This is a genomic window from Thermostichus sp. MS-CIW-26 (genome assembly GCF_054059115.1).
Map to the genome: position 1 here is coordinate 1 of NZ_JBSSBV010000040.1, position 23,917 is coordinate 23,917.

General features: G+C 56.6%; 17 protein-coding genes, 1 tRNA gene and 1 CRISPR repeat array. Of the genes, 12 read left to right on the forward strand and 6 right to left on the reverse strand.

The annotated features are described in order from the left end of the window. Window positions 1-173: 173 nt before the first annotated feature. Entirely contained in the window at window positions 174-893 is a 720-nt protein-coding gene (psb29, locus tag ACVWZU_RS11425) for a photosystem II biogenesis protein Psp29 (protein WP_041436186.1), read from the forward strand. 9 nt (window positions 894-902) lie between these two features. On the opposite strand, the gene ACVWZU_RS11430 is transcribed toward psb29, so the two are convergent. Then, complete coding sequence (locus ACVWZU_RS11430; RefSeq protein ID WP_011432154.1) at window positions 903-1,607, reverse strand: esterase/lipase family protein; 705 nt, start codon at window positions 1,605-1,607, stop codon at window positions 903-905. A gap of 3 nt (window positions 1,608-1,610) precedes the next feature. Next, window positions 1,611-2,135, reverse strand: a complete 525-nt coding sequence (locus tag ACVWZU_RS11435) for a GNAT family N-acetyltransferase (protein WP_414343795.1) — start codon at window positions 2,133-2,135, stop codon at window positions 1,611-1,613. 79 nt (window positions 2,136-2,214) lie between these two features. Beyond that, window positions 2,215-6,667: direct repeats of the CRISPR family, unit length 36 nt; unit sequence GTTTCCAATTTCTAGGGATCCCCCCGAAGGGGGAAC. A gap of 356 nt (window positions 6,668-7,023) precedes the next feature. On the opposite strand from ACVWZU_RS11435, the gene ACVWZU_RS11440 reads away from it, so the two are divergent. Both ACVWZU_RS11440 and ACVWZU_RS11445 read left to right on the forward strand, forming a co-directional pair. Further along, window positions 7,024-8,088 (forward strand): polyamine ABC transporter substrate-binding protein, encoded by a 1,065-nt coding sequence (locus tag ACVWZU_RS11440; protein WP_148202683.1) that lies wholly within the window; start codon window positions 7,024-7,026, stop codon window positions 8,086-8,088. An 89-nt stretch (window positions 8,089-8,177) separates the two neighbouring features. Next, window positions 8,178-8,321: a chlorophyll a/b-binding protein gene (locus ACVWZU_RS11445; protein ID WP_041436191.1), complete on the forward strand. Its 144-nt coding sequence runs from the start codon at window positions 8,178-8,180 to the stop codon at window positions 8,319-8,321. Between the two features lie 258 nt (window positions 8,322-8,579). On the opposite strand, the gene ACVWZU_RS11450 is transcribed toward ACVWZU_RS11445, so the two are convergent. Beyond that, a complete protein-coding gene (locus ACVWZU_RS11450) occupies window positions 8,580-13,142 on the reverse strand; it encodes a GAF domain-containing protein (RefSeq protein ID WP_457444974.1) in 4,563 nt (1,520 codons plus the stop codon). Between the two features lie 502 nt (window positions 13,143-13,644). Between ACVWZU_RS11450 and ACVWZU_RS11455 the strand changes: the two genes are divergently transcribed. Further along, window positions 13,645-14,022 carry a hypothetical protein gene (locus ACVWZU_RS11455; protein WP_457444976.1) on the forward strand — a complete coding sequence of 126 codons (378 nt, stop codon included), beginning with the start codon at window positions 13,645-13,647 and terminating at the stop codon, window positions 14,020-14,022. A 57-nt stretch (window positions 14,023-14,079) separates the two neighbouring features. Here ACVWZU_RS11455 and ACVWZU_RS11460 read toward each other — a convergent pair. Then, window positions 14,080-14,162: transfer RNA gene (locus ACVWZU_RS11460), tRNA-Leu, on the reverse strand. Between the two features lie 124 nt (window positions 14,163-14,286). On the opposite strand from ACVWZU_RS11460, the gene tgt reads away from it, so the two are divergent. The 6 genes from tgt (at window position 14,287) to ACVWZU_RS11490 (ending at window position 18,568) form a co-directional block, all read left to right on the forward strand. Then, window positions 14,287-15,384, forward strand: coding sequence for a tRNA guanosine(34) transglycosylase Tgt (tgt, locus tag ACVWZU_RS11465; RefSeq protein ID WP_457394513.1), 1,098 nt, complete (start codon window positions 14,287-14,289; stop codon window positions 15,382-15,384). Window positions 15,385-15,494: 110 nt separating this feature from the next. Beyond that, window positions 15,495-16,106 (forward strand): hypothetical protein, encoded by a 612-nt coding sequence (locus ACVWZU_RS11470; RefSeq protein WP_457444978.1) that lies wholly within the window; start codon window positions 15,495-15,497, stop codon window positions 16,104-16,106. 196 nt (window positions 16,107-16,302) lie between these two features. Beyond that, window positions 16,303-16,728, forward strand: a complete 426-nt coding sequence (locus ACVWZU_RS11475) for a hypothetical protein (protein WP_457384861.1) — start codon at window positions 16,303-16,305, stop codon at window positions 16,726-16,728. Then, window positions 16,728-16,913 (forward strand): hypothetical protein, encoded by a 186-nt coding sequence (locus ACVWZU_RS11480; RefSeq protein ID WP_457444980.1) that lies wholly within the window; start codon window positions 16,728-16,730, stop codon window positions 16,911-16,913. Before ACVWZU_RS11475 ends, ACVWZU_RS11480 begins: the two co-directional genes overlap by 1 nt. Before the next feature lie 86 nt (window positions 16,914-16,999). Further along, window positions 17,000-18,265: a hypothetical protein gene (locus ACVWZU_RS11485; protein WP_457444982.1), complete on the forward strand. Its 1,266-nt coding sequence runs from the start codon at window positions 17,000-17,002 to the stop codon at window positions 18,263-18,265. Window positions 18,266-18,271: 6 nt separating this feature from the next. Next, complete coding sequence (locus ACVWZU_RS11490; protein ID WP_414413829.1) at window positions 18,272-18,568, forward strand: hypothetical protein; 297 nt, start codon at window positions 18,272-18,274, stop codon at window positions 18,566-18,568. Window positions 18,569-18,745: 177 nt separating this feature from the next. On the opposite strand, the gene ACVWZU_RS11495 is transcribed toward ACVWZU_RS11490, so the two are convergent. After that, a complete protein-coding gene (locus ACVWZU_RS11495) occupies window positions 18,746-19,405 on the reverse strand; it encodes an SDR family oxidoreductase (protein WP_457444984.1) in 660 nt (219 codons plus the stop codon). A 145-nt stretch (window positions 19,406-19,550) separates the two neighbouring features. On the opposite strand from ACVWZU_RS11495, the gene pruA reads away from it, so the two are divergent. Then, entirely contained in the window at window positions 19,551-22,505 is a 2,955-nt protein-coding gene (gene pruA / locus ACVWZU_RS11500; protein WP_457444986.1) for an L-glutamate gamma-semialdehyde dehydrogenase, read from the forward strand. A 19-nt stretch (window positions 22,506-22,524) separates the two neighbouring features. Here pruA and ACVWZU_RS11505 read toward each other — a convergent pair whose 3' ends face one another. Next, complete coding sequence (locus ACVWZU_RS11505; RefSeq protein ID WP_011432168.1) at window positions 22,525-23,577, reverse strand: CsgG/HfaB family protein; 1,053 nt, start codon at window positions 23,575-23,577, stop codon at window positions 22,525-22,527. A 73-nt stretch (window positions 23,578-23,650) separates the two neighbouring features. Between ACVWZU_RS11505 and ACVWZU_RS11510 the strand changes: the two genes are divergently transcribed. Continuing rightward, window positions 23,651-23,917 (forward strand): hypothetical protein (locus tag ACVWZU_RS11510; RefSeq protein WP_457444988.1); only part of this gene is annotated, 267 nt, incomplete at its 3' end.

The following is a 23,917-nucleotide window of genomic DNA, read 5'->3' on the forward strand; positions in this document are numbered from 1 at the left end:
GTCGGAAGCAGGAACCCGCCGAGACGACTGCGCAAGGAGCCATCCATGCGCAGCGTGGTAGGAATCTCCAGCCTTCAGGCCGGGGAGGATGTCAACACAGCTTGCCCTCAGGGTCAGCACAGGTGAGAATAAAAAAACAGAGAAGCCATCCTCAAGCTCATTTTTGTCTGCCTGTGAATCCTGTTCGCACCCTCTCCGCCACCAAAGCGGCCTTTTTCAGCGCCTACCCTCGCCCGATCAACGCCGTCTATCGCCGGGTGGTGGAGGAGTTGTTGGTGGAGCTGCACCTGACCACCGTCAACAGCACCTTCGTCTACGATCCGTTTTTTGCCTTGGGGCTGGTCACCCTCTACGACGGGCTGATGGAAGCCTATCACCCCCCTGAGCAGCGAGAAGCCATTTTCAACGCCCTCTGTAAGGCTCTGCACCTCAAGCCGGAGGTGTTGCGCAAGAATGCCCGCGATCTGCTGGAGTTGATGGGAAGCGGGGATCCCCGTCAAAGACTTGATCTCCTCTGTCTCAAGCCAGAGGCGGAAGATGTGGGTGGGTTGAAAGCCATTTTGGAGCGCATGACTCAGCCGCCCTACGCCTACAGCCGGGTCTTAGCTGTTGGCCTTTACACAGCCTATGAAGTTGTGGCCAAGTCCCTTTACGAAGAACCAGAAGAACGCACCCGCCGCTTTTTGGAGAATGTGGTGAGCAAGCTGCCCTTTTCAACAGAGCGGGTGAGAAAAGATCTGGAGCTCTATCGCAGCAGTTTGGATCGCATGAAGCAGGCGCGGGCTGTGGTCGAGGAGATGGTAAAAGCCGCCCGGCGTCAGCAGGAACGCCGCCAATCGGCCGCCTCTTTGCCCGAGACTTCCCTCGGCGACCCAAGCAAGCCTGGCAGCTAAACCCCGGCCCTAAGCCAGATACTGAGCCCAAGTTTCCACCACCTCGGGGGATCCATACCAGCGCCGTCCACCCCGACCGGAATGGTAGCAGTTGGGCAGAGTGAGGTTAACAGCCCCCTGCAGGTGGGCAGCCTCGATGGGGGTAATGCCATCGCCCCACAATTCCCCCTGTCCAGCCGTGAGCCAATAGCTGTTGTAGGCCAGCCAAGCCAGATAATGCTCCTGTCGCCACAGGGATCCCAGACTCAACCTCTGCCCCTGGATGACCCTGCCCGCCACGCACACATATTTGACCTCGGGCCAAAAGGCCCCCGGATAGTGGGTGTTGACAAAGTCCAAATTGCGCTTCGTCCAGCGCTCCCGGCTGGTGTGGGGGGATCCCAAGCTAATCAGCGCAGCGACCTGCTCCCGCCCCTGCCACACCTGTCCCCCATAGGGCACGGATCCCAGGTAGATGCGGGCAATCCAGCCGCCGGCGGAGTGGGCCACCAGGTTAACTCGGTCAACCCCAAACTCAGCGCAGGTCTTTTGGATGGTCTCTCGAAGGGCCCACAGGATGGGAGTGACAGGCCTTCCCCCCAGCGTGGGAAACCAACTGCGCACCTGCAACGGCACCACCCGTGCCGCATAGCCGCGGGCTTCCAGCTCTTGGCGCAGGGGCTCATACTCCGACGCACCCGCCAGATAACCGGGCAAAATCACCACAGGGGCCATACGCTAGCGGGGATACCAGAACATGCCTTTGATCCCCTCAGGGTCGGCGGTGAAGCCCAGCCGTTCGTAAAAGCTGACCACTCCCTGATCGGCAAAAAGGGTGATGTTGCTGATGTCTCGGGCGCGCAGCTCGTGGATCACCTTTTCCATCAGCCGCTTGCCCAGACCCCTACCCTGGAAATCGGGATGAACCACCACATCCCAAATGGTGGCATTGAAAGCGTGGTCGGACGTTGCCCGGGCAAAGCCGATGAGGCGACGGTAGCTGCCCCGCTGCTGCCACATCGACACCACCAAAAAGCTGTGCTGCAGGGCTTTTCTCACCTTGTGAATGGGGCGACGCGACCACCCCACCGCATCGCAGAGCTCCTCTAGCTCGTACAGATCCAAGTTGGGATCCAAGCTGAAGAGGATTGTCTCCCCTCGTACCACCACCGTTTCCTGGCGACGGTCGGCCCTAGCTGTTTGCGCCGGCTCTTTGGTTGTAGCAGCTCCTGCTGACCCGAACAGGCCCTTCCAAAAACTCATGTGAATCGCTGCCGAGTGAAAGCTCACCCCTACTTTGGGTGAGCGTGTCCTCAGTATAGCCAGGATCGGTGGCGGAATTGTTTCCAATTTCTAGGGATCCCCCCGAAGGGGGAACATCTTAGCATGACACAACTGAATAAAATGGCTACTCGTTTCCAATTTCTAGGGATCCCCCCGAAGGGGGAACACCCCAGCCCAAGTTGGGCTGTTGCTTGCGCTTTAGGTTTCCAATTTCTAGGGATCCCCCCGAAGGGGGAACCTTATCTAAATGAGTGCGTTCTTCGGAAACTCCCAGACTGTTTCCAATTTCTAGGGATCCCCCCGAAGGGGGAACTTGATGACCATAGCTAGCCTCCTGTAGGCAGGGAAAGTTTCCAATTTCTAGGGATCCCCCCGAAGGGGGAACCAGCACCTTTGCAAAAGGACAGGATTGGCTAGAATGCGCTGTTTCCAATTTCTAGGGATCCCCCCGAAGGGGGAACGTCAAAACTTGGCTAGGTCTAAACCGTACACCTTACGTTTCCAATTTCTAGGGATCCCCCCGAAGGGGGAACAATTACCTAGATTTATTGTAGAACTAGACAAACGTAGAGCAGGTGTTTCCAATTTCTAGGGATCCCCCCGAAGGGGGAACTGGCGAGGTGATCGAATACACCTACACTCCGTTCCTTCGTTTCCAATTTCTAGGGATCCCCCCGAAGGGGGAACATCCAAAGAGCTCTGACGAATTATACTTCTTTGCCACGTTTCCAATTTCTAGGGATCCCCCCGAAGGGGGAACCTTACGGAGTTTAAGGGAGTGAACGATTTCGTTAGATAAGTTTCCAATTTCTAGGGATCCCCCCGAAGGGGGAACATCTTCCCCGGCAAAGGGCTGAAGCCGGGCGAAGTGATTTTGTTTCCAATTTCTAGGGATCCCCCCGAAGGGGGAACATGTATGCTCCGACGGACACGTCGGAGCATTGCCGACAAAATGTTTCCAATTTCTAGGGATCCCCCCGAAGGGGGAACTGAGTATGTCAAGTCCCTAAATGATGTTCAGCTTGCTGTTTCCAATTTCTAGGGATCCCCCCGAAGGGGGAACTTGAGTAACCCAAGAGTGTGCCTAAGGGAGTACTACCTACAGTTTCCAATTTCTAGGGATCCCCCCGAAGGGGGAACGGTCAACGCGAAGTCAATTCGCATGTCCGTGGCTGAAGCCCTCGGTTTCCAATTTCTAGGGATCCCCCCGAAGGGGGAACTGTGTTGGGGGAGGGAGGACTAGGTTTTAGATTTCGCGTTTCCAATTTCTAGGGATCCCCCCGAAGGGGGAACCTAATCAATAGAAACTTCTGTATATCGTTTTATAGAGATCGTTTCCAATTTCTAGGGATCCCCCCGAAGGGGGAACACCTAGATAAGCAACACGTTCAGCAAATCGATCTATAAGTTTCCAATTTCTAGGGATCCCCCCGAAGGGGGAACATATCCTCTTGAGTAATGATGGCGTGACGGTCATGTTGTTTCCAATTTCTAGGGATCCCCCCGAAGGGGGAACTGCCCCCATCATCATGGACAACGCCTAACGGCAAGTTTCCAATTTCTAGGGATCCCCCCGAAGGGGGAACTCCCTCTACAACGCCTATAACACCTACTTCACTAAAATGTTTCCAATTTCTAGGGATCCCCCCGAAGGGGGAACCCTTAGCCTATTATCATAGATAAAATCACTGGCTAGTTTCCAATTTCTAGGGATCCCCCCGAAGGGGGAACCGCTCTGTTTGCGTCGGCCGGTGTGAGGTTGATCAGTCAGTTTCCAATTTCTAGGGATCCCCCCGAAGGGGGAACCGTAGCATCGGCTGTACGCAAATTCTTACCCCTATTGTTTCCAATTTCTAGGGATCCCCCCGAAGGGGGAACGTGCGAGCTACCACCTGATCGGCTCAACAGATAGTTGTTTCCAATTTCTAGGGATCCCCCCGAAGGGGGAACCACAGATTTGGATTCTTAAATCTTGGTCAATACCTAGTTTCCAATTTCTAGGGATCCCCCCGAAGGGGGAACGTTAATAGGATGGATGCTTGTAGATTCATTTCCTGACTCAAGTTTCCAATTTCTAGGGATCCCCCCGAAGGGGGAACAGTTCGAAGAACATGAGGTAGTGTTCATCTTTAATGTTTCCAATTTCTAGGGATCCCCCCGAAGGGGGAACGCTGAATGCAGTGCGAGAAGCCCTCGGACTCTAATCGTTTCCAATTTCTAGGGATCCCCCCGAAGGGGGAACGGATGATCAAGGTCGTCTCCTCACAGCCGGAACCTTCGTTTCCAATTTCTAGGGATCCCCCCGAAGGGGGAACGCCCCAGTTCGAATCTTAGTAAACATTTTGGACCCAGAGTTTCCAATTTCTAGGGATCCCCCCGAAGGGGGAACAGCAAATCGAAGGGGTGATTCGAGCCAAGGCGAAAAGTTTCCAATTTCTAGGGATCCCCCCGAAGGGGGAACACTACATTGTATCGAGTCTAGTCCTGTTGGCGCGTCGTTTCCAATTTCTAGGGATCCCCCCGAAGGGGGAACTTCGGCGTGTACTCTACGAAATTGGCCTTCGAGTATCGTTTCCAATTTCTAGGGATCCCCCCGAAGGGGGAACAGGAAGTTGATTGGATGTTGTCTAATCTCAACTGGTGTTTCCAATTTCTAGGGATCCCCCCGAAGGGGGAACTTCAAATTTTCCGGAACCGATGGTCGTTACCTTGTTGCGTTTCCAATTTCTAGGGATCCCCCCGAAGGGGGAACACGTAGTTGCCGTTCTAGAACGGGCGGAGTGCATTCTTGTTTCCAATTTCTAGGGATCCCCCCGAAGGGGGAACATCACAGAATCGCTCACAGACCGCATACTTTAATTCGCGGGTTTCCAATTTCTAGGGATCCCCCCGAAGGGGGAACTTCTTTAGGATTTGTATGGTGAGGTCTATGTACGAAGAATTAAGTAAAGAAGTTTCCAATTTCTAGGGATCCCCCCGAAGGGGGAACTGTCTACTGTCGTTTTCTACGGGGTTCCCGGTAAAGTAGTTGTTGTTTCCAATTTCTAGGGATCCCCCCGAAGGGGGAACCAGTCTTTCCCTGCCAAAGTTAGGAGGATACTATGATCATGTTTCCAATTTCTAGGGATCCCCCCGAAGGGGGAACACGCGGGGATCCTGAAGCCGCGTAAGGCCAAGCGTGTTGTTTCCAATTTCTAGGGATCCCCCCGAAGGGGGAACTGTCCAATACGAACCTGCTCCTTTCTCCCTCGTTCTCCAGTTTCCAATTTCTAGGGATCCCCCCGAAGGGGGAACATGAGGCTGCTAACATTCTAGAGCAGCAACGCCAGGAGTTTCCAATTTCTAGGGATCCCCCCGAAGGGGGAACATCAAACAGATCGGGAACAAAACCTTCTACTGGAACCGTTTCCAATTTCTAGGGATCCCCCCGAAGGGGGAACTTAGTTGCTGAATCTGATCTGGAGTCAACCTTGTGCTAGTTTCCAATTTCTAGGGATCCCCCCGAAGGGGGAACTCCAACTAAATCGGAGGAAGTTATGACTATCTTCTTCGGCGTTTCCAATTTCTAGGGATCCCCCCGAAGGGGGAACCCGTATGGTTGGCTACCAGATGGTAACCACTGCTTGGCTAACGTTTCCAATTTCTAGGGATCCCCCCGAAGGGGGAACAAGATGGAAGATGTCACTGACGACGGATGGCCCAGCTTGGGATGTTTCCAATTTCTAGGGATCCCCCCGAAGGGGGAACATGACAGAGTAAACTCGAATCATAATCAACCTCCAAGTTTCCAATTTCTAGGGATCCCCCCGAAGGGGGAACTTTAGGAGAAAGAACACCCAGGTTCATACCTGGGTGTGTTTGTTTCCAATTTCTAGGGATCCCCCCGAAGGGGGAACGCGTAACTGCTGAATGGACACACCTTGGCCCTTGGGGGTGGGAGTTTCCAATTTCTAGGGATCCCCCCGAAGGGGGAACGTTAATCAGGACCTTTACCTGGTCCGCTGCAGCTCTGTAAGACCGTTTCCAATTTCTAGGGATCCCCCCGAAGGGGGAACTCTCCGTTCCTTCGCAGGAAGGCGGAGCTAACACAGAAGTTTCCAATTTCTAGGGATCCCCCCGAAGGGGGAACTTGAAGAGGTGCATAGACCCAGAAGACCACGACTTTGGTTTCCAATTTCTAGGGATCCCCCCGAAGGGGGAACGTCCGGGTCGTAGACATAGGTTGTAACTATACTTCCCCCGAGTTTCCAATTTCTAGGGATCCCCCCGAAGGGGGAACGTTACTAAACCAGAAGCTGTATACCCCGTTCCAAAGGAAGTGTTTCCAATTTCTAGGGATCCCCCCGAAGGGGGAACTATACCTGCTCTACTTCTTTGTTAATAGGCTCGGTATACACTCGTTTCCAATTTCTAGGGATCCCCCCGAAGGGGGAACTTCCTGGGTGCTTGAGGGGGAGGTTAGACTACTCTACAGTGTTTCCAATTTCTAGGGATCCCCCCGAAGGGGGAACTCCACCCCTATTAAACCCAAGCAGGGCAAGGAATGCAAGACCCATTTGCGAGGGATCCGGAAAAAAGTCGGCAAAAAGAGCTGCGGCGAGGGGGTTTTGGGGCTGGAAAGCCTTGTGGCGCAAGGCATCGAGGGATCCGACGAAAGAATCGGCCTTTGCGGCTTTTGGCGGATCGCTCGCGGAGGCGTTGATACCGTTTGGGTGTTGTCTTGGAAACAAGGGTGAGTACCCGAGCCTCAACCGGAGTTTGCGGGGCTTGGCGATTGCCCAAGGCGTGCCCCCTAGCTGCGGGTGTAGCCGGCTGGGGGATGAAAGCAGATACGATGTTTTCAACTTTTCACAGTCGGAGAAATCTCATGAAAAAGTGGATTGCCTCGGCTACAACCCTACTCTGCTGTGTGCTTGTCCTGGTTTTGTTTTGGCCCCATGTTACCTCTGCCCAGAGGCAGACTCTCAACCTCTACATCTGGTCAGAATACATCGATCCCGACATCCTCACCGCCTTTGAAAAAGCCACCAATAGCCGCGTGCTGGTCAGCGTGTACGAATCCAACGAAGACATGGTGGCCAAACTGCGGGGGGGAGGCACCAGCCAGTACGACATTGTTGTTCCCACCGACTACATTGTGCCCAACATGTTGGAGCTGGGACTGCTGCAGCCTCTCAACAAAGAATTGATCCCCAACCTAAGCAACCTGGGCGAAAAATTTGTCGGCCTGCCCTTTGATCCAGAAAACACCTACACCGCCGCCTATCAGTGGGGCACCACCGGCATTGGCTACCGCAAAGACCGCCTGCCCGAAAACTTTGAACGCTCTTGGGGATTGATTTTCGACCCGCAGCAGCAGTATGGCCCCTTTGTGATGATCGACGAGATGCGCTCCATGATCGGCGCTGCTGCCGTTTACCTGGGCTTCGATATGAACACCACCGTTCGCTCCGAACTGCAGCAGATCCAGCAGCTTTTGATCGACACCAAGCGCCGCAGTGCCGGCCTAATTGGGGGCGTGGGGGGCAAAAACCAACTGGTTTCTGGAACGGCCAATGTAGCCATCGTCTACAGCGGCGATGCCCTGCAAGCTGCCGAAGAAAACCCCAACATCGGCTATTTTGTCCCCCGCGAGGGTGCCCACATTTGGCTGGATGTAATGGCCATTCCCGCCCAGGCCCCCAACCCCGAGCTGGCCAATCGCTTCATCAATTTCATCCTGGATGCTGAAGTCGGCGCTCAACTGAGCAACCACAACCGCTTCGCCACCCCCAACGCTGCAGCTCTGCCCATGATCAACCCAGAAGATCGGCAAAACCCGGCCATCTACCCTGACGAAGAGGCCCTTGCCAAACTCACCTACCTTAAAGTGCTGTCAGGGGAAGAGCTGCGCCTCATCGACGCCCTCTGGACAACCGTGAAAAGCAGCTAGGGATCCCTTGTTAGCTCTCGACATAAAACTTGACACTTTTTAATATCTGAGCCACATTAAAGATGTCACCTGTTGATGGAGCTAGAACCATGGAAAACCAAGAAGCTAAGTTTGGCTTTACCACCTTCGCCGAAAAATGGAATGGCCGTTTGGCAATGTTGGGCTTTGTGATCGGCGTTGCGACCGAGTTGCTGACCGGCCAAGGGATCCTCTCTCAAATCGGCCTGATGTAATCCCGGTGGGCCTAGGACACTGCTGTAGATCCTTGCTTGCCTGGCTGTAGTTTCCACCCTCTGCAAAGCAGCCAGGCTTTCGCATTGCCCTCGATTCTGGATTTAGGTCTGAATGAATCCAAATGGAAGTGGAAGCGAAATGCAGGCTGTTAAGTCCAGCTTCCACTGCCTTGCTTCTGCCGCTGACTCTCCTCTTCCACTGGGAGAGGGGCGGGGAGTGAAAGCTAGCAGCGCAGAAGGCTTGGGATCCCTAGGAATCTACTCTTCCAAATCCTGCAAGTACTGGCGGATATCAGCCAAGATGCGTTCTAGGTCTTCTGGGGCCTGCAGAGCCCGTGCCCATTCTAGGTCATGACCACCTTGGGATCCCTGCTGGGCCAGCGCCACTCCTAAGTGTTCCAGCTCGCGGACCACTTGGCAAAAAGCATTAGCTCCCACGTTGGAGCTGGCTCCTTTGAGGCGATGGGCGATCCGCCGCATTCCTTCTGCATTGCAACCGGCAATAGCTTGGCGCAATTGCGGCAGCTGGTCTTCACAATCTTGGATGAACACCTGCAGCAGCTCCCGCTGAAACCCGCGATCCCCGCCGGAAACCTGATCCAGGTAGGCAGAGTCGATGGGATAGGGCAAGGTGGGAGAAGAGGGATCCCTGTCCCTACCGGGGGAGCTTGGAGAAGCTGCTTTAGAAGCGGATCCATTGGAGGATCCTGCTGCAGACTGGGCAATCACCTGGCTCCAGTGGTTGAGCAACCTTTGCAAATCTTCCTTCAGCACCGGCTTGCTGAGATAGTCGTCCATACCTGCCTGCAGGCAGCGCTCCCTATCCTCCTGCATGGCGTTGGCCGTGATGGCAATCACCACTGTGCGGTGGCCGGATCTCCGTTCCTGTTGGCGTAGGCGGCGGGTGGCCTCGTAGCCATCCATCACCGGCATCTGACAATCCATAAGAATGAGGTCGTAGCTGACCTTCTGCAGGAGATCCAACACCTCCTGACCGTTGGCCACCACATCGGCCTTGTAGCCCAAACTCTCGAGCTGGCGCAAAGCCACCTTTTGGTTGACGGGGTTATCCTCTGCCAGCAAAATGCGCAGGGACTGCTGGGGTCGGTCGGCCATAGGCGTCGTCTGAGAGAGAGGGGGGCCAATGCCCAAAAGAGAGGTGGAGAGGCCAGAAGATTTCCCCAGGGCCATGACCAGCGCTTCCTGCAGGCGGCTTTGTTTTACCGGCTTAACCAAGTAGGCGGCAAAGCCAATCTCGGCGGCGCGGCGGGAGTGCTCCCCCAGTCCCAGTGAAGTCATCATCACCAGTTGCGTCTGGGACAGTTCCGGATCGGCTTTGATCCAACGGCCCAAGGTCTCCCCATCCACCTCCGGCATCTGCATATCCAAAACGGCCAGGGGGAAGGGTCTGCCTTCCCGAACGGCTTGGCGCAGTTTGTCCATAGCCTGATAGGCATTTTCGGCCTCTTCCACCACCATTCCCCAAGCCGTGGCCTGGCAGCGCAGGATCTTGCGATTGGTGGCATTGTCGTCCACCACCAACAGTCGCTTGCCCTGCAGATCCACCGGGATGCGAACAGCAGGCTGGGAAAGCTGATGCACATAAGGCTGTCGCTCCAGAGTCAGCTCGACGCTGAAGGTGCTGCCGCGGCCCTCCTCGCTCTCTAGGAAGATCTTGCCCCCCATCAGTTCTGTCAGTTGTTTGCAGATGGCCAAGCCCAGTCCCGTGCCCCCGTATTTGCGGGTGGTAGAGGCATCCACCTGGCTAAACGGTTGAAATAGCTTGCTCTGCGCCGCCGCCGGGATCCCGATCCCGGTATCTCTCACCGAGAGCCTGAGGTGGACATGGGTAGCGGTTTCTTGCAGCACCTCCGCTTGGATCACCACCTCCCCCTGGTGGGTGAACTTAATGGCGTTGCTTACCAAATTGTTGAGGATTTGCCGTAGTCGCGAGGCATCTCCCCGCAGGTAGCGCGGCACTTCCGGTGGCATGAGCACCGCCAGCTCCAATCCCTTGGCGTGGGCAGTGGGGGCAAACAGATCCGCCACCTCTTCCAGACACGAGCGGAGATCGAAATCCAGGATCTCCAGCTCCATTTCCCCGGCCTCCAATTTGGAGAAGTCCAGGATGTCGTTGATGAGGGTGAGCAGCGCATCGCCGCTGACGCGGATGGTCTCTACAAAGTCCCGCTGTTCTGCATTGAGGGGGGTCTCCAGCAGCAGGCCCGTCATCCCCAACACCGCGTTCATGGGGGTGCGGATCTCGTGGCTCATGGTGGCCAAGAAGCTGCTCTTGGCCTGGGCAGCTTGCTCTGCCGCTTTGCGGGCTTGTTCTAGCTCGAGGCTGCGCTTTCTCTCCCGCTCCAAAAGGGCTGCCTGGGTGAGGGCAATGCCAATTTGGTTGGCCAACTGCGACAGCAGCTCCATCTCAAAGGGTTGCCACTGACGGGGCCCGGAGCACTGGTGGGCCAGCAACAACCCCCACAACTGCTGCTCCAAAAACAGCGGCACCACCAAGTTGGCCCTGACCTGCATTTTTTGCAGCAGCTCTAGGTAACAAGGCTCCAGTCCTTCACTTTCCACATCGCTAACAACGCGAACGCGGCCCTGGCTGTAGAGCTGGGCGTACTTTTCCTGAAAACAGGGATCCTCGATCACCTCTCCCAGCAAGGAGGGGATCCCCGGCTGAGTTTTCTCGTTGGAGATGATCCCAGAACCATCCGGCTGGAAGCGATAGACCAAAACCCGGTCGGCTTTGAGCAGGGCTTGGATTTCTGTTACCGCCGTCTCTAGGATCTCGGCGATATCCAAAGATTCGCGGATCTTCAAGCTGAGATTGGCTAGCAACTGAGCCCGGCGGTTTTGCCGCTCCAATTCCTCTGCCGCTTTCTTCTGCTCGGTAATGTTGCGGAAGATGCCCCGCGTAGCCACCATTACCCCATCTTCAAAGCGGCAGTTGACATTGCCCTCCAACCAAACAGTTTCACCAGTGGCCGTGAGGAAAGCTGTCTCTACCCTCTCCAGTTTCTCCCCTGCTAGAAGCTTCTGGAAAAGAGCCTGGCAGTGCTCCAGGCAGTCGGGATGGAGAATGTCGAAGAGGGTCATCTGATAGACCTGAGCTTCGTCGTAGCCCAAGGTCTCTTTCCAAGCGCGGTTGACATATAAAAAGTGCCCTTCAGCATCCACGCTTTGGATGAGGTCAGTGGCATTTTCAAAGAGATCCCGGTAGCGCTCTTCACTTTCTTTTAGGGCTAGCTCCGCCAGCCTACGGTCGGTGATGTCGATGCCGGTGCCCATGACAAACTCCACCTCGCCGGCAGCGTTGATTAGGGCGGTGTTAGACCAAGAAATAAGCCGCAGTGCCCCTTGCTTGGTGCGCCAAAAATTCTCATGGCGATTCAAAAAGAGGGAATGATTGCCCTTGAGCTGTTCAAAAGCTTGCTTCACACCAGGCACATCTTCCGGTGGGATCAAACCTAAGTCCCATAGCAGCCGGCCCTTGACCTCTGCCAGCGAGTAGCCAGAAAGCTGCTCGGCAGCGCGGTTGAAGCGCAAAATGTGTCCCTCAGGATCCAGAACCACCACCAGCGCCCCTGCCGTATCGATAACCGCGTTGGTAAAATCTCGCTCTTGCTTGAGGGATCGTTCTGCCTCTTCTCGCTCGGCAGTCTCCCGGCGGATGAGGAAGTAAACCGAGGCCAAAACCAGGTAAGTAAAAATGAGCCCGCCAAAAGCAATGAGATTGGTTCTAACCCAGGCAAACTGAAATTCCTGGCTGCGTTGCTGCAGAAGGCGATTTTCCTCCTGCTGCAGCACCCGAATCAACTCGACAATTTGCTCCATTAACCTTGGCCCTTCGCTGCTTTCTAGAGCTTCCTGAACGGCAGGTAGCCCCTCTTGCTCCCTCAGTTGCTCCAGCAGCAGCTCCAGCAGCAGCTCTAGGCGCTTCAGGCGCTCTTGCTGCAGGGGGTTGTCAGCAGTGAGCTCTTTCAACAAGCGCAGATGGGTGGAGGTGGCTTCAAGGCTGGCTTGGTACTCACTGAGATAGCGAGGATTATTGGTCAGAAGATAACCATATTGACCGGCTTCGGCGGCGCGGGTTTCCGCCAGCAATCCCTCCAAGCTTTGGATTGCTTTCAGAGTGTGGGCCACTCGTTCTGTAAGCTGCGGCAGTTGAGAGGCATTCCGCTGAGCTGAGTAGGTGATCCCGCCCAAAAGCAAGGCAGCCAGGCCAAAACCGGCGGTAACTTTGAGGAGAAAGCGGTTTTTGCGGGCAGGTTTAGTATCCCCCGACTTAGGCAGCAGAGGCGTCTGAGCCAGTTCCCTCAAAGTACGGCGCAGCTCCAGTTGGGCCACCACCTGATGGGCCAGGGCTTGTAATTGCTCCAGTTGTTCTGGGGTCAGGTGCCGAGGCTGATAATCGACAACGCAAAGCGTGCCCAGGGCCTGCCCTTCTGGAGTTACCAAGGGAATGCCAGCGTAAAAGCGAATGTGGGGCTCTTGAGCGACAAACGGGTTATCGGCAAAGCGGGGATCCTGAGTGGCATCGGGCACCACCAGCGGCTCTTTAGGCGACAAGATGGCGTGGGCGCAGAAGGCCACATCCCGTGGGGTCTCCTGCACATCGACGCCGAATTTGGCTTTAAACCACTGGCGGTGTTCGTCGATAAGGCTGACCAGAGCAATGGGCGTGCCGCAGATGTGGGCAGCCAGCCGCACGAGTTCGTCAAAGCTGTTCTCAGGAGCGGTGTCCAAAATCTGATACTGCCGCAGGGCAGCCAGCCGCTGCTCTTCGTTGGGAGGGAGGGGGGCCTTAGGCATAGGTCAAACTAAGCGGAGAGGAAGGGTTCCGATCCCCCGATCTCGGAGGTCGATAGTCTCAAGGTAAAAGAGGTAACCCCAGCATAACTTCCAAGCCTCTCCACCGGAAGCTACAGGGATCCGATCCCCAAGCTTGCTTCCTGTTGGATTAGTTTGCTACATTTTCGCCATGCTGGTGTCAGCTACTCTGGCTTCTGCAGGCGAGCCGAGATGAGGGGAGGGTTGGAGCTGTAACTGGCCCAGAGTTGCCACAGCCAAGTGTAGGAAAGGCCAGCTTGGCCCAGGTCTCAGTGTTTACACTGATGTCAAAGAAAGCAAATGGGACCACGAGCCCCTGCTTGGTGGGCCTACCGCCGGGCCTACCTAAGATAGGTTCATTTATACTTAACTTTTACTTTGTATGTTGCAAGTAGTCTCAATAAAGTAGGCTCTCAGTTGAAAGTTTTTGGCAAAAGACTTACCATAAAGTGACGGGCTGCCCACAAGGAGAGTAGTGTTCACTATGCAGAAGCTTCAAGATAGCTTGGTCAAAGCCCTCAGTATTGATGGGGCATCGGGTGTGGCGCTGGGGGACTGGAAAACAGGGATGTGCTTGGGGTACAAAGGCACCAACAGTCCCGCCTTCCCAGAAGCGAACTTGGAACTGGCAGTTGCCGGAAATACAGAAGTAATTCGCGCCAAAATGCGAGTTGCTGAGTCTCTTAAGCTTACTGACAAAATCGAGGAGGTTCTTATCCTGCTGGAGACTCAGTACCACCTAATGCATCTAGTCCAGCACATCTCTGGTTTGTTTTTCTATCTGGTTCTGGATCGAGAGAAAGGCAACTTGGCCCTTGCCCGCATCAAGCTTGGCCAAATCGAAAAGGAGCTGGCCCTCTAGAAGTGGAGGTGAAGCCGGACAACCTGGCAGTATCCCCTGAAACCCATTTTGGGGGAGTGCGGAACCGGGGACTTGAACCCCGATGGCATTGCTGCCACTAGAACCTGAATCTAGCGCGTCTACCATTCCGCCAGTTCCGCGGTGATCTACAAGTCTGCCCAAAGCAGGGGATCCCTGTCAAGGCTGGCAAAAGGGATCCCTTGCCGGCGGCTCTATCTGTGCTAAGCTCTGCTGCGCACAAGATTAAAGCCGATAACGCTGACCTTGGCCGACTTTACCTTTACTTGTGAGGGCACTTGCCCCCACACTCAAGCGCGGGCAGGATACTTCGTCACCCCCCACGGTGGGATCCCAACCCCTTGCTTTATGCCGGTGGGAACTTTGGCCAACGTGAAAACCCTCACCCCCGCCCAGCTCAAGGAAACGGGCGCCCATATTATTCTCAGCAACACCTATCACCTGCACCTACAGCCCGGCGAGGACATCATTCAAGCGGCAGGGGGGCTGCACCGCTTTATGGGCTGGTCGGGCCCCATCCTTACCGACTCAGGGGGCTTCCAGGTCTTCAGCCTCAGCGCCATTCGCCAAATCAACGAGGAGGGAGTGACGTTCCGCTCTCCTCTCGATGGCCGCATCATTCACTTCACCCCAGAGCTATCCATCCAGATTCAAAATGCCTTGGGTGCCGATGTGATCATGGCCTTCGACGAGTGCCCGCCCTACCCTGCCAGCCCTGAGGAAGTGGAAGCAGCGGTGCGGCGAACCACCCAGTGGCTGAAACGGTGCGTGAAAGCCCATCGCCGCTCAGATCAGGCTTTGTTTGGCATTGTGCAGGGGGGAGTTTACCCTGAGCTGCGCCGGCGGGCGGTGGAAGAGGTCTGTCGGTTGGATCTGCCGGGCTATGCCATTGGCGGGGTGAGTGTGGGGGAGCCGGTCGAGTTTATGCACGCCGTTGTGCGGCAAACAGCCCCTCTACTGCCGGCAGATCGCCCCCGTTATCTCATGGGGGTGGGCACCTATGCAGAGATGCGGGCTGCTGTGGCCGCCGGAGTGGATTTGTTTGACTGCGTGATCCCCACCCGCTATGCCCGCCATGGCACGGTGATCAGCCGGGGCAAACGCTGGAACATCAAAAATGCGGAACACCGCCGCAGCCTGGATCCCATCGATCCCGATTGCCCCTGCTACACCTGCCGCCACTTTAGCCGAGCCTACTTGTGCCACCTCATCCGCGCCCAGGAGATCCTGGGCTATACCCTGCTTTCTATCCACAACATCACGGAGCTGATGCGCTACACCCAAAAGATGCGCCAGGCCATCTTGGAAGGCCAATTTCATGAGCACTGGGATCCCTGGAGCTAAGCCGGCCGGGAGATTTGTCTGGAAGCATCTGATCCATTTTGGTAGAATAAGTACATGGGATAGTACGTGCATTTAAGCTATCCCATGTAGCCGCAGGAAGGAGTCAGATCATGGCTATCCGAACCCTCAGCAGCGTGATTGAACAGCACATCGCCGGCCTTCCGGGCGTGGTTGCTGTTTTGATAGGGCGGGCCACTGATGGTACCACAGTAGCCAAAGTAACCTACGTCAGCGATTCCCAAGAGGAGCAGGCCCTAGAACTTTTGGGCACCTATGCCAGCGACCTAGTCCAGGCCAACAGTCGTCTATGCCAGCTTGTCAGCTCTGACCAAGAGGCGGACTACCTTTTGGCCGGCACTTCGGCGTTGCGGGTTGTCATCAAAGCGTTTCCCAAAAGCCCCTACTTTGTGTTATTCCTGACCCGTTCCATCACCGACCTGAAAGCGATTTCAGACCGGATTAAGGCCATCTTGATCGACGGAAAACCGCTGCTGCCCCCTGTGCAGGACAGCACTATGTCTGTGGCTCAGGCTTTGATGGACTATGCCAAGCGCTACGCTCCGGATCCTAACTTTGTGGCCCTGCGCCTGTCTTTGAAAACGGGCCTAGACCGCAACCGTCTCGAAAAGGGCACCCTGACCCGACAGGAGCTGCGCATTCTTTACAAAGCGGTAGCAGATCTTTTGGGCCGAGAGCGTCTGCCTATTGCCATGCCGGCCTGAGTAGTTCAAAATAGCTAGCAAGCTTTGTCCAGGGGTAGTTGCTACACCTGGAAGGCTTTTTTAGGTTTACTTTAAGTTTATTTGCTCGCGCTTAAACCCTTTCATCTCGACTGCGACCGCAGGCTCGTCTCTTGAAGGCTGAGTTTGGGGGACGGGCAATCTCTTGCAATCTCAATCTCTATCTGGAGGCAAACTGGTGACCATACGTACCCTTATCAGTGTGGTTGAGCAGCACATTGCCGGTCTTCCGGGCTTGATCGCAGCTTTGGTGGGGCGAGTAACCGATGGCGTTGCAGTGGCTAGGGTTGCGTACACCAACGATGTGCAGGAGGAAATCTCTCTGGAACAGTTGGGCAACTACGCGGCTGACTTGATACAAGCCAACAATCGCCTCTGCCAGTCGGCAAGCGCTGACCAAGAGGGGGACTACCTTTTGGCAGGTACTTCGGCGTTGCGGGTTGTCATCAAAGCGTTTCCCAGAAGCCCCTACTTTGTCTTGTTTCTTACCCGCTCCACCACCGACCTTAAGGCGATTTCAGAGCGTATCAAAGCCATCCTAATTGATGGAAAACCATTGTTGCCCCCTGTTCAGACACCACTGCATCCACTGCTCAGGCTTTGATGAGCTACGCCAAGCGCTACGCCCCGGATCCTAACTTTGTGGCCCTGCGCCTGTCTTTGAAAACGGGCCTAGACCGCAACCGTCTCGAAAAGGGCACCCTGACCCGACAGGAGCTGCGCATTCTTTACAAAGCGGTAGCAGATCTTTTGGGCCGAGAGCGGCTGCCTATTGTCATGCCGGTCTGAGTAGTCGAGAATAGCTGGCGAGGTTTGTCTGAGGGCAGTTGCTGCGCTTGTGGGATCCCCTATTGTTTATCTGAGTTCACTTGCCTATGCTTGAGCATCTACATCTCGACCGCGACCGTAAGCTCATCTCCCTGTTTGGAGAGCCGGTTATCTTCCACTGCCATCACTACAACCTCTTCCTGCAGCAGACTATTGAAGATCCCGACTGGATCGATGGAGTAGGGATCCTGCGCACCGCAGCCCAGGAGATCTTTTACAGTCTTCTGTACGGGGCTTTCAAGGCTCTTGGCATTCAGGAGACCCAAGAGCGCCTGGCAGTGGCAGCTCAGATCTTCAGTTTTTTAGGATTTGGGCGGCTGGCGTTTGAGGTGACACCTTCAGGCGGGGAAGTGCAGCTTACCCATTCTCACTATGCAGAAGGTTGGCTGAGCAAGTACGGGGATCAGGTCAACCGCACACGTCCCATTGACCACTTGGCGGTGGGCTATGTGGCGGCAGCTCTGGATGCCACGTTTGGCGAGCTGGGAAGCTACGGGGCAGAAGAAACGGAGTGTATGGCCGTTACGCGCAAGGATCACTGCGTGATCCAGGCCACTCGGCTGCCAAAGCCTCAGTCGCTGACTCCCAGTCCAGGCATGGGCAAGCTTATTGAGCAGCCAACCCAGTTCCCGCAGCCCGTAACGGCAGTGGACTATGACGCGGTCAACGAAGCTCTGTGGGGCTTGCCTTTGGCCGGAGATGAGCGGGGGCAAATTCGCGCGTTTAACGTGTTGCTAACGCGCATGCCTGCCAACTACTGCAACCGCATTCAATATCGCTTTTTACAGGAGCTGAAGGCGGTGCGGGCTGAGCTGATGGGGGTGGGGGAAGCTCTCATCCGCGAGTCGGGGCATGTTTGTGTCTTCTACACCTTCGGCAACATCATGGAATCGGTGGAGTGGGAAACCCTGGTGGGGCCGATGCTGGAGAAGGACACGGACTGGATCCACGGCGGCTATGCGGTGGCCAGCAGTCTGGGGTGGGGTCGCTGGCAGGCTTTGGAGGTGGTGAGCGGCGAGTCTTGCCGGGTGGCCATTGATGGCAACTACGAAGCCAACTACTTTTTGGCTTCCTACCCACGGGCAGAGGATCCCGCCTGCTATTTTGCTCAAGGGGCGGTGCCGGCGATAATGAATCTGGTCTACAACGGCAACATCCAGCAGAAGCCGGTTTTGGATCAAGTCTTCTACAACCGCCTCTTCCAGCGGGGTGGGCTCTTCCACGGCCAGGAGACCAAGGCCAGAGAGAAGGGGGATCCCTGGTGCGAGTTCTACGCCGCTCGCGTCAGCGGGACGGAGTCCTTGCGGATGTAGGGATCCATGCAGGTGCGTGTCCTCAGGCGGCGGGAGTGTGGGGCTGGGTGGGCCACCGACCTGCTGCTGCCACGTTGCCTTGTCTGGTCGGAGGTAGAGGCTCTGGCCCAGGAATGGGGAGCCGCTTGTCGCTGTTTTCAAGGGCAACTGGTGTGGCTGGATCTGCCCTCAGGCCGGATTACGGCTTCGTTGCGGGTGCCCCGCCTGACGCTGCGACTCCACGATGCCAACGCTGAGGCGCAGATCTTAAATCGTTTGCAGCAGTTGGCCAAGTCTTCTGGTTCCCAGACAGAGGGAAGTTAAGGGCAAAACGAGAAGTTTAGCTTGGCACCGACATTTTGCGGCAGACTATCGACCAATGCAGGATCGACTTTCCAGGAGTGCCATGCGCCCACCAAGTTCGAGCCTGCTGAGGAACTGGGAGCCGCGTTCATACTCGCTCATAGTCATAATGTATGCAGCATGCATGCAGCTCGGTACCTACCTTGCCATAGCAAAGAGAGTGCTCCATTCTTGGTTGGGCACACCCGGCTTGGCGATGATCTCAAGGATGCGATTTTGGGCGGCGGGCTGGAATAAACTTTCGACGGCCACTTGGGCTACTTTCGTGCGGGGGATGCTGCCGTCAAAGAGGGTATCCGCCTTGGACAGGACAATACCGTCGTTATTATCCTGATTTTTCAGGCCCCCCGGTCGAACGATGGTGTAGGTGAGGCCGCTTTTTTGCAGGTATTCTTCTGCGCGTTTTTTCCACACTAGGATCAGCCAAAACAAGTTGAGGGGATGGAACAGCTGGGAAACACACAGGGAAGAGATTAAAACAAAGTGTTGGATCCCTTTGGCTTTGGCCACATCGACCAGGTTCTTGGTGCCTTCATAGTCGACTCGGTAGGGCTGAAAGGGATCCCAACTGGGCCTGGCCCCGGTGGCACAGAGCACCACCGTGCATCCTTCCATGCCTGTCTCCAGCGTGGCCGGATCCAGCACATCCCCCACCACCACTTCCGCTTCGCGGGGCAAAACCCGAGCGGCCAGCTCATGGCTGCGCACCAGCGCCCGTACCGGGATGTCGCGGCCCACCAACTCTTTGACAATGCGGCGTCCGGTTTCTCCTGTAGCCCCTGCAACAAAAGCCTGCATAAGTTTCTCCTGCAAAGCTGTTTATACCCGGTGTAGCTGTTTGAGGATTTGCGGTGGCCCCATCTGCCATTATCTTCCCAAAATCGGCCTCAGGTTCCCTCTTTTCCATGACAGGATGGTAGGGATCTCACACCCCAGTTATTAGATGGTTGCCCAAGGTGCTCCTACCGCCTACGAGGCTCAAACCCAAGCTCTCGCCCAATCTCTGTTGGCTTCTCTTTGGGGAGAGAAGAGATCCCTGCTGGCCCAGTGGCGGGATCAACTGCGCTGGGAGGACAAGCTGCTGGCCTGGGCGATGGAGAACCCCCACCTGCGCACCCAGTTGTTCCGCTTGATCGATGTCTTGCCCAGCTTGAAAAGCAAGGCTGAGGTGGCCCGCCATTTGCAGGAGTATCTTTCAGATCCGGCGGTGGAATTGCCGGGAATGCTGAAAAGCCTGCTCAACTTTGCAGACCCCGACTCCCTGCCAGGGCAGTTGGCTGCCACCACCCTCACCGCTGCCGTGGAAGCCTTGGCCCGTCGATACATTGCCGGAGAAACTCTACAGCAAGTCAGCAAAACTCTGGAAGCTCTGCACCGGCAGGGTATGGCTTTCACGCTGGATTTGCTGGGGGAAGCCGTCATCACCGAAGCGGAAGCCCAATCCTATCTGGATCGCTATCTGCAGGTGATGGAGCATTTGGCAAAGATGGTCAAAACCTGGCCACAACCGCAGCCTGTGCCGCAAGTGTCGGTGAAGCTGACAGCCTTCTATTCCCAGTTCGATCCCATCGATCCCCTGGGGGCCAAAGCCAAAGTGGGGGAACGGATTCGCATCCTGTTGCGCCGGGCAGAAGCTCTGGGAGTCGGGATCCATTTCGACATGGAGCAGTACCGCTACAAATCCCTCACCCTGGCCATTTTGCAGGAGCTGCTGCTGGAGCCGGAGTTCAAAAGCCGCACCGACGTTGGCCTGACGCTGCAGGCCTACCTGCGGGATAGCTACACCGATCTGCAAAACCTGATCGCCTGGGCCAAAGAGCGGGGATCCCCGGTGACGGTGCGCTTGGTCAAGGGGGCCTACTGGGATCAAGAGACCATCCTGGCGGCGCAAAAGCACTGGCCACAGCCGGTTTACAACAGCAAGTCTGCTACCGACGCCAACTTCGAGCGCATGACCCAGCTTTTGTTGGAGCACCACACCCATCTCCACGCCGCCATCGCCAGCCACAATGTGCGCTCTCAGGCCAAAGCCATCGCCATTGCCCAAGCCCTGGAGGTGCCCCAGTCTGCTTTTGAACTGCAGGTGCTCTATGGCATGGCCGATCCCCTGGCCAAGGCCTTGGTGCAGAAGGGACAGCGGGTGCGGGTGTACTGCCCCTACGGGGAGCTGCTGCCGGGTATGGCCTACCTGATCCGGCGTTTGCTGGAAAACACCGCCAACACCTCTTTCCTGCGGCAAAGCGTTCAGGGCTACAACCCCGAGCAGCTGTTGGCCCCGCCGGTCTTGGACGAGGGATCCGTTTTCCAGGCTCCTTCTCTCTCGTTTGCCGCCGCTCCCGATACGGATTTCAGCCAGCCCCAGCAGCGGGATCCCTTTTTTCAGGCATTGGACGAGATCCGGCCTCAACTGGGTCAGAGGGTTCAGCCCTGGATTGCCGGAGAATATCGCCCCACCCGACAAGCCATGCTCTCCCTCAACCCTGCGGATCCTGAACAGGTGGTGGCGGAAATTGGGTTGACCGAGCCGGAACAGGTGGAGCAAGCCTTGGCAGCGGCCCAGGCCAGCTTTCCCATCTGGAGACGCACCCCTGTGGCTGTGAGGGCCGGGATCCTGCGGCGGGTGGCGGAGCAAATCGAAGCCCAGCGGGCGGAGCTGGCTGCCTGGATGGTGCTGGAGGTGGGCAAGCCCATCGCCCAGGCCGATGGGGAAATTTCTGAGGCCATCGATTTTTGCCGCTACTACGCCCAACAGATGGAGGCCCTGGATCGGGGACGGGAGTGCAACCTGCCCGGCGAAACCAACCATTACCACTACCAGCCCCGCGGTGTGGCGGTGGTGATCGCCCCCTGGAACTTCCCCCTCTCCATCCCCTGTGGCATGACAGCGGCGGCTTTGGTGGCCGGAAACTGCGTGCTCCTCAAACCGGCAGAACAATCCTCGCTGATCGCGGCCAAGCTGGCGGGCTTTATCCTCAAGGCGCTGGAGGAAGCCGGGATCCCGGAGGGTGTCTTTCAATTCCTGCCGGGGGTGGGCGAAGCCATCGGCCCCCTGTTGGTTCAAGACTGGCGGGTGCACCTGATTGCCTTCACCGGATCCCAGGCGGTGGGTTGCCAGATCCTCGCCCAAGCCGCGCAACTGCAGCCGGGCCAGCACCACATCAAACGGGTCATTGCCGAGATGGGGGGCAAAAACGCCATCCTCATCGACGAAAGCGCCGACCTGGATCAGGCGGTCAAAGGGGTGGTCAACTCCGCCTTTGGCTACAGCGGCCAGAAATGCTCCGCCTGCTCGCGGGCGATCGTTTTGCAGTCCATTCACGACCTGTTCTTGGGGCGGCTCATCGAGGCGGTGCGCTCTTTAAATGTGGGGGATCCAGCCCACCCCAGCACCCAAGTTGGCCCGGTCATCGATGCAGAGGCCCAAGCTCGCCTGCAACAGGCCATTCAATCGGCTAAGGCTGATGCCCGCCTCGACCTCAGCCTGCCCGTGCCGGAAAAAGGCTACTTCGTCGGCCCCACTGTGTTCAGCCAGGTGGATCCCCAGTCAGAGCTGGCGCAGCGGGAGCTGTTTGGCCCGGTTTTGGCGGTGATCTCAGCGCCGGACTTTTCTTCTGCTCTGCAGATGGCCAATGCCACCCCCTACGCCCTCACCGGCGGTCTCTACAGCCGCACCCCTTCCCACATTCAACAGGCTCGCCAGGACTTTGCCGTCGGCAACCTCTACATCAACCGCGAGATCACCGGGGCGTTGGTGGAGCGGCAGCCCTTCGGCGGCTTCAAGCTCTCCGGCGTGGGATCCAAAGCCGGCGGCCCCGACTACCTGCTGCAATTTTTAGAGCCGCGCACCGTAACCGAAAACACGCAACGGCAGGGCTTTGCTCCCATCGAGGGATCCTGAGGATAGGGCTTGGGAAAGCTCATTGGACAGGCTTGGCCACATCCCCAACCTTGAAGCCTGCCCCGCTGAGAATGCGTCCCACACTGGAGCTGTCATCCACCTCCGTCAGTTGGACCTGTCCGGCTGGCTCAGTCAATTTGCGCAAGACTGTCCCCGTGGCCGGATCCTTCACCTCGCGGACGACGCGCTCCACAGAAAGAATCAATCCCACCCGATAGCCATCGCGGCTGCCCTTGTTCAGGATCACCTGGTTGCCGTAGACATCCGCCACCAAGGCGTCAACCGTTGGCAGAGAGCGAGGCTGAGCTGCCAAGCGCCCGGCAAAACCGGCCAACTGCTGGGCAATTTGCTCCACCGCTTGTTGGCTTGCCAATACCAACAGCTTCTCTTCGTTGCTGGTGGCGGATCCCCCGCCAAAGCCGGCAACCGTGACCGTGCTATCCGACTGGCTGGCGTTGCCTTTGCCCTCGACCACGGCCAAGATCTCGGCAGTACTGGTGCTCACCAAGCGGGCATTCAGCTGCACGTTGGCATCGGCATCCACTGACTCAGCGCCCACCGCCAGCGGGAAGCTGCCGAAGGGAGTTAAGACCGGTGCCCCACCCCCAGAACGGCGCACAGACACATCAAACTGGGTCACACTGCCGAGGATCACCGCATCGACCCCTAGGATCCGGCCTACCTGAGCAGCGGTGTTGGCATCCAGTCGACCGGATAGACCCAGGTTCTGCTCGGCCAAGATCGCGTCCAGCCGCGAGCGCTCGATGACGGAAAAGGTGCCATCTCTCACCAGCCGATCCACCAACAGGTCGCTCACCCCCCGAGAAGCCTCGCGGAAGCTGTAGGGATTGCTGAGGCTGCTGAAATCAAAGTCCAAGACTGCAATCCGAGGACGGGATGTGGGTTGCGGCGCTTGTCCCACCTGTCTGGGGGCAGAGAGGGTGCAGCGAATGTCTTGGGGAAATTGCTGGCAGAGGGCTGGATTGGCGGATTGGGCCACCACCGGGATCCCTGTCCAGCCTAGGCTTACCAAAGGGATCCCGAACAGCAAAACGGAAGAGAGGTTGCGCATGGTTAAACGATCTCCTAGATCTGGGAAGTGGCCACAGTTACTCTCAGCTTGCACCCAAAAGAGCTTCAGGGCGGTGACCGGTATCACCTGGCAGCTAAGGGCTAAGGATCCTGACGTCGCCTGTTCCCAGAAGATGCCCTACACTCTACCGACTACAAGGTTGTTGAAAAAAGGGATTGAGAAGGTTTGTGTAGAAGAGTTGACAAATCTCAACCCTGTTGAGCAAAGGTACTCGCTCTCTGCAATTGACATCCTCCCCGGCCTGAAGGCCGGAGATTCCTACCACGCTGCGCATGGATGGCTCCTTGCGCAGTCGTCTCGGCGGGTTCCTGCTTCCGAC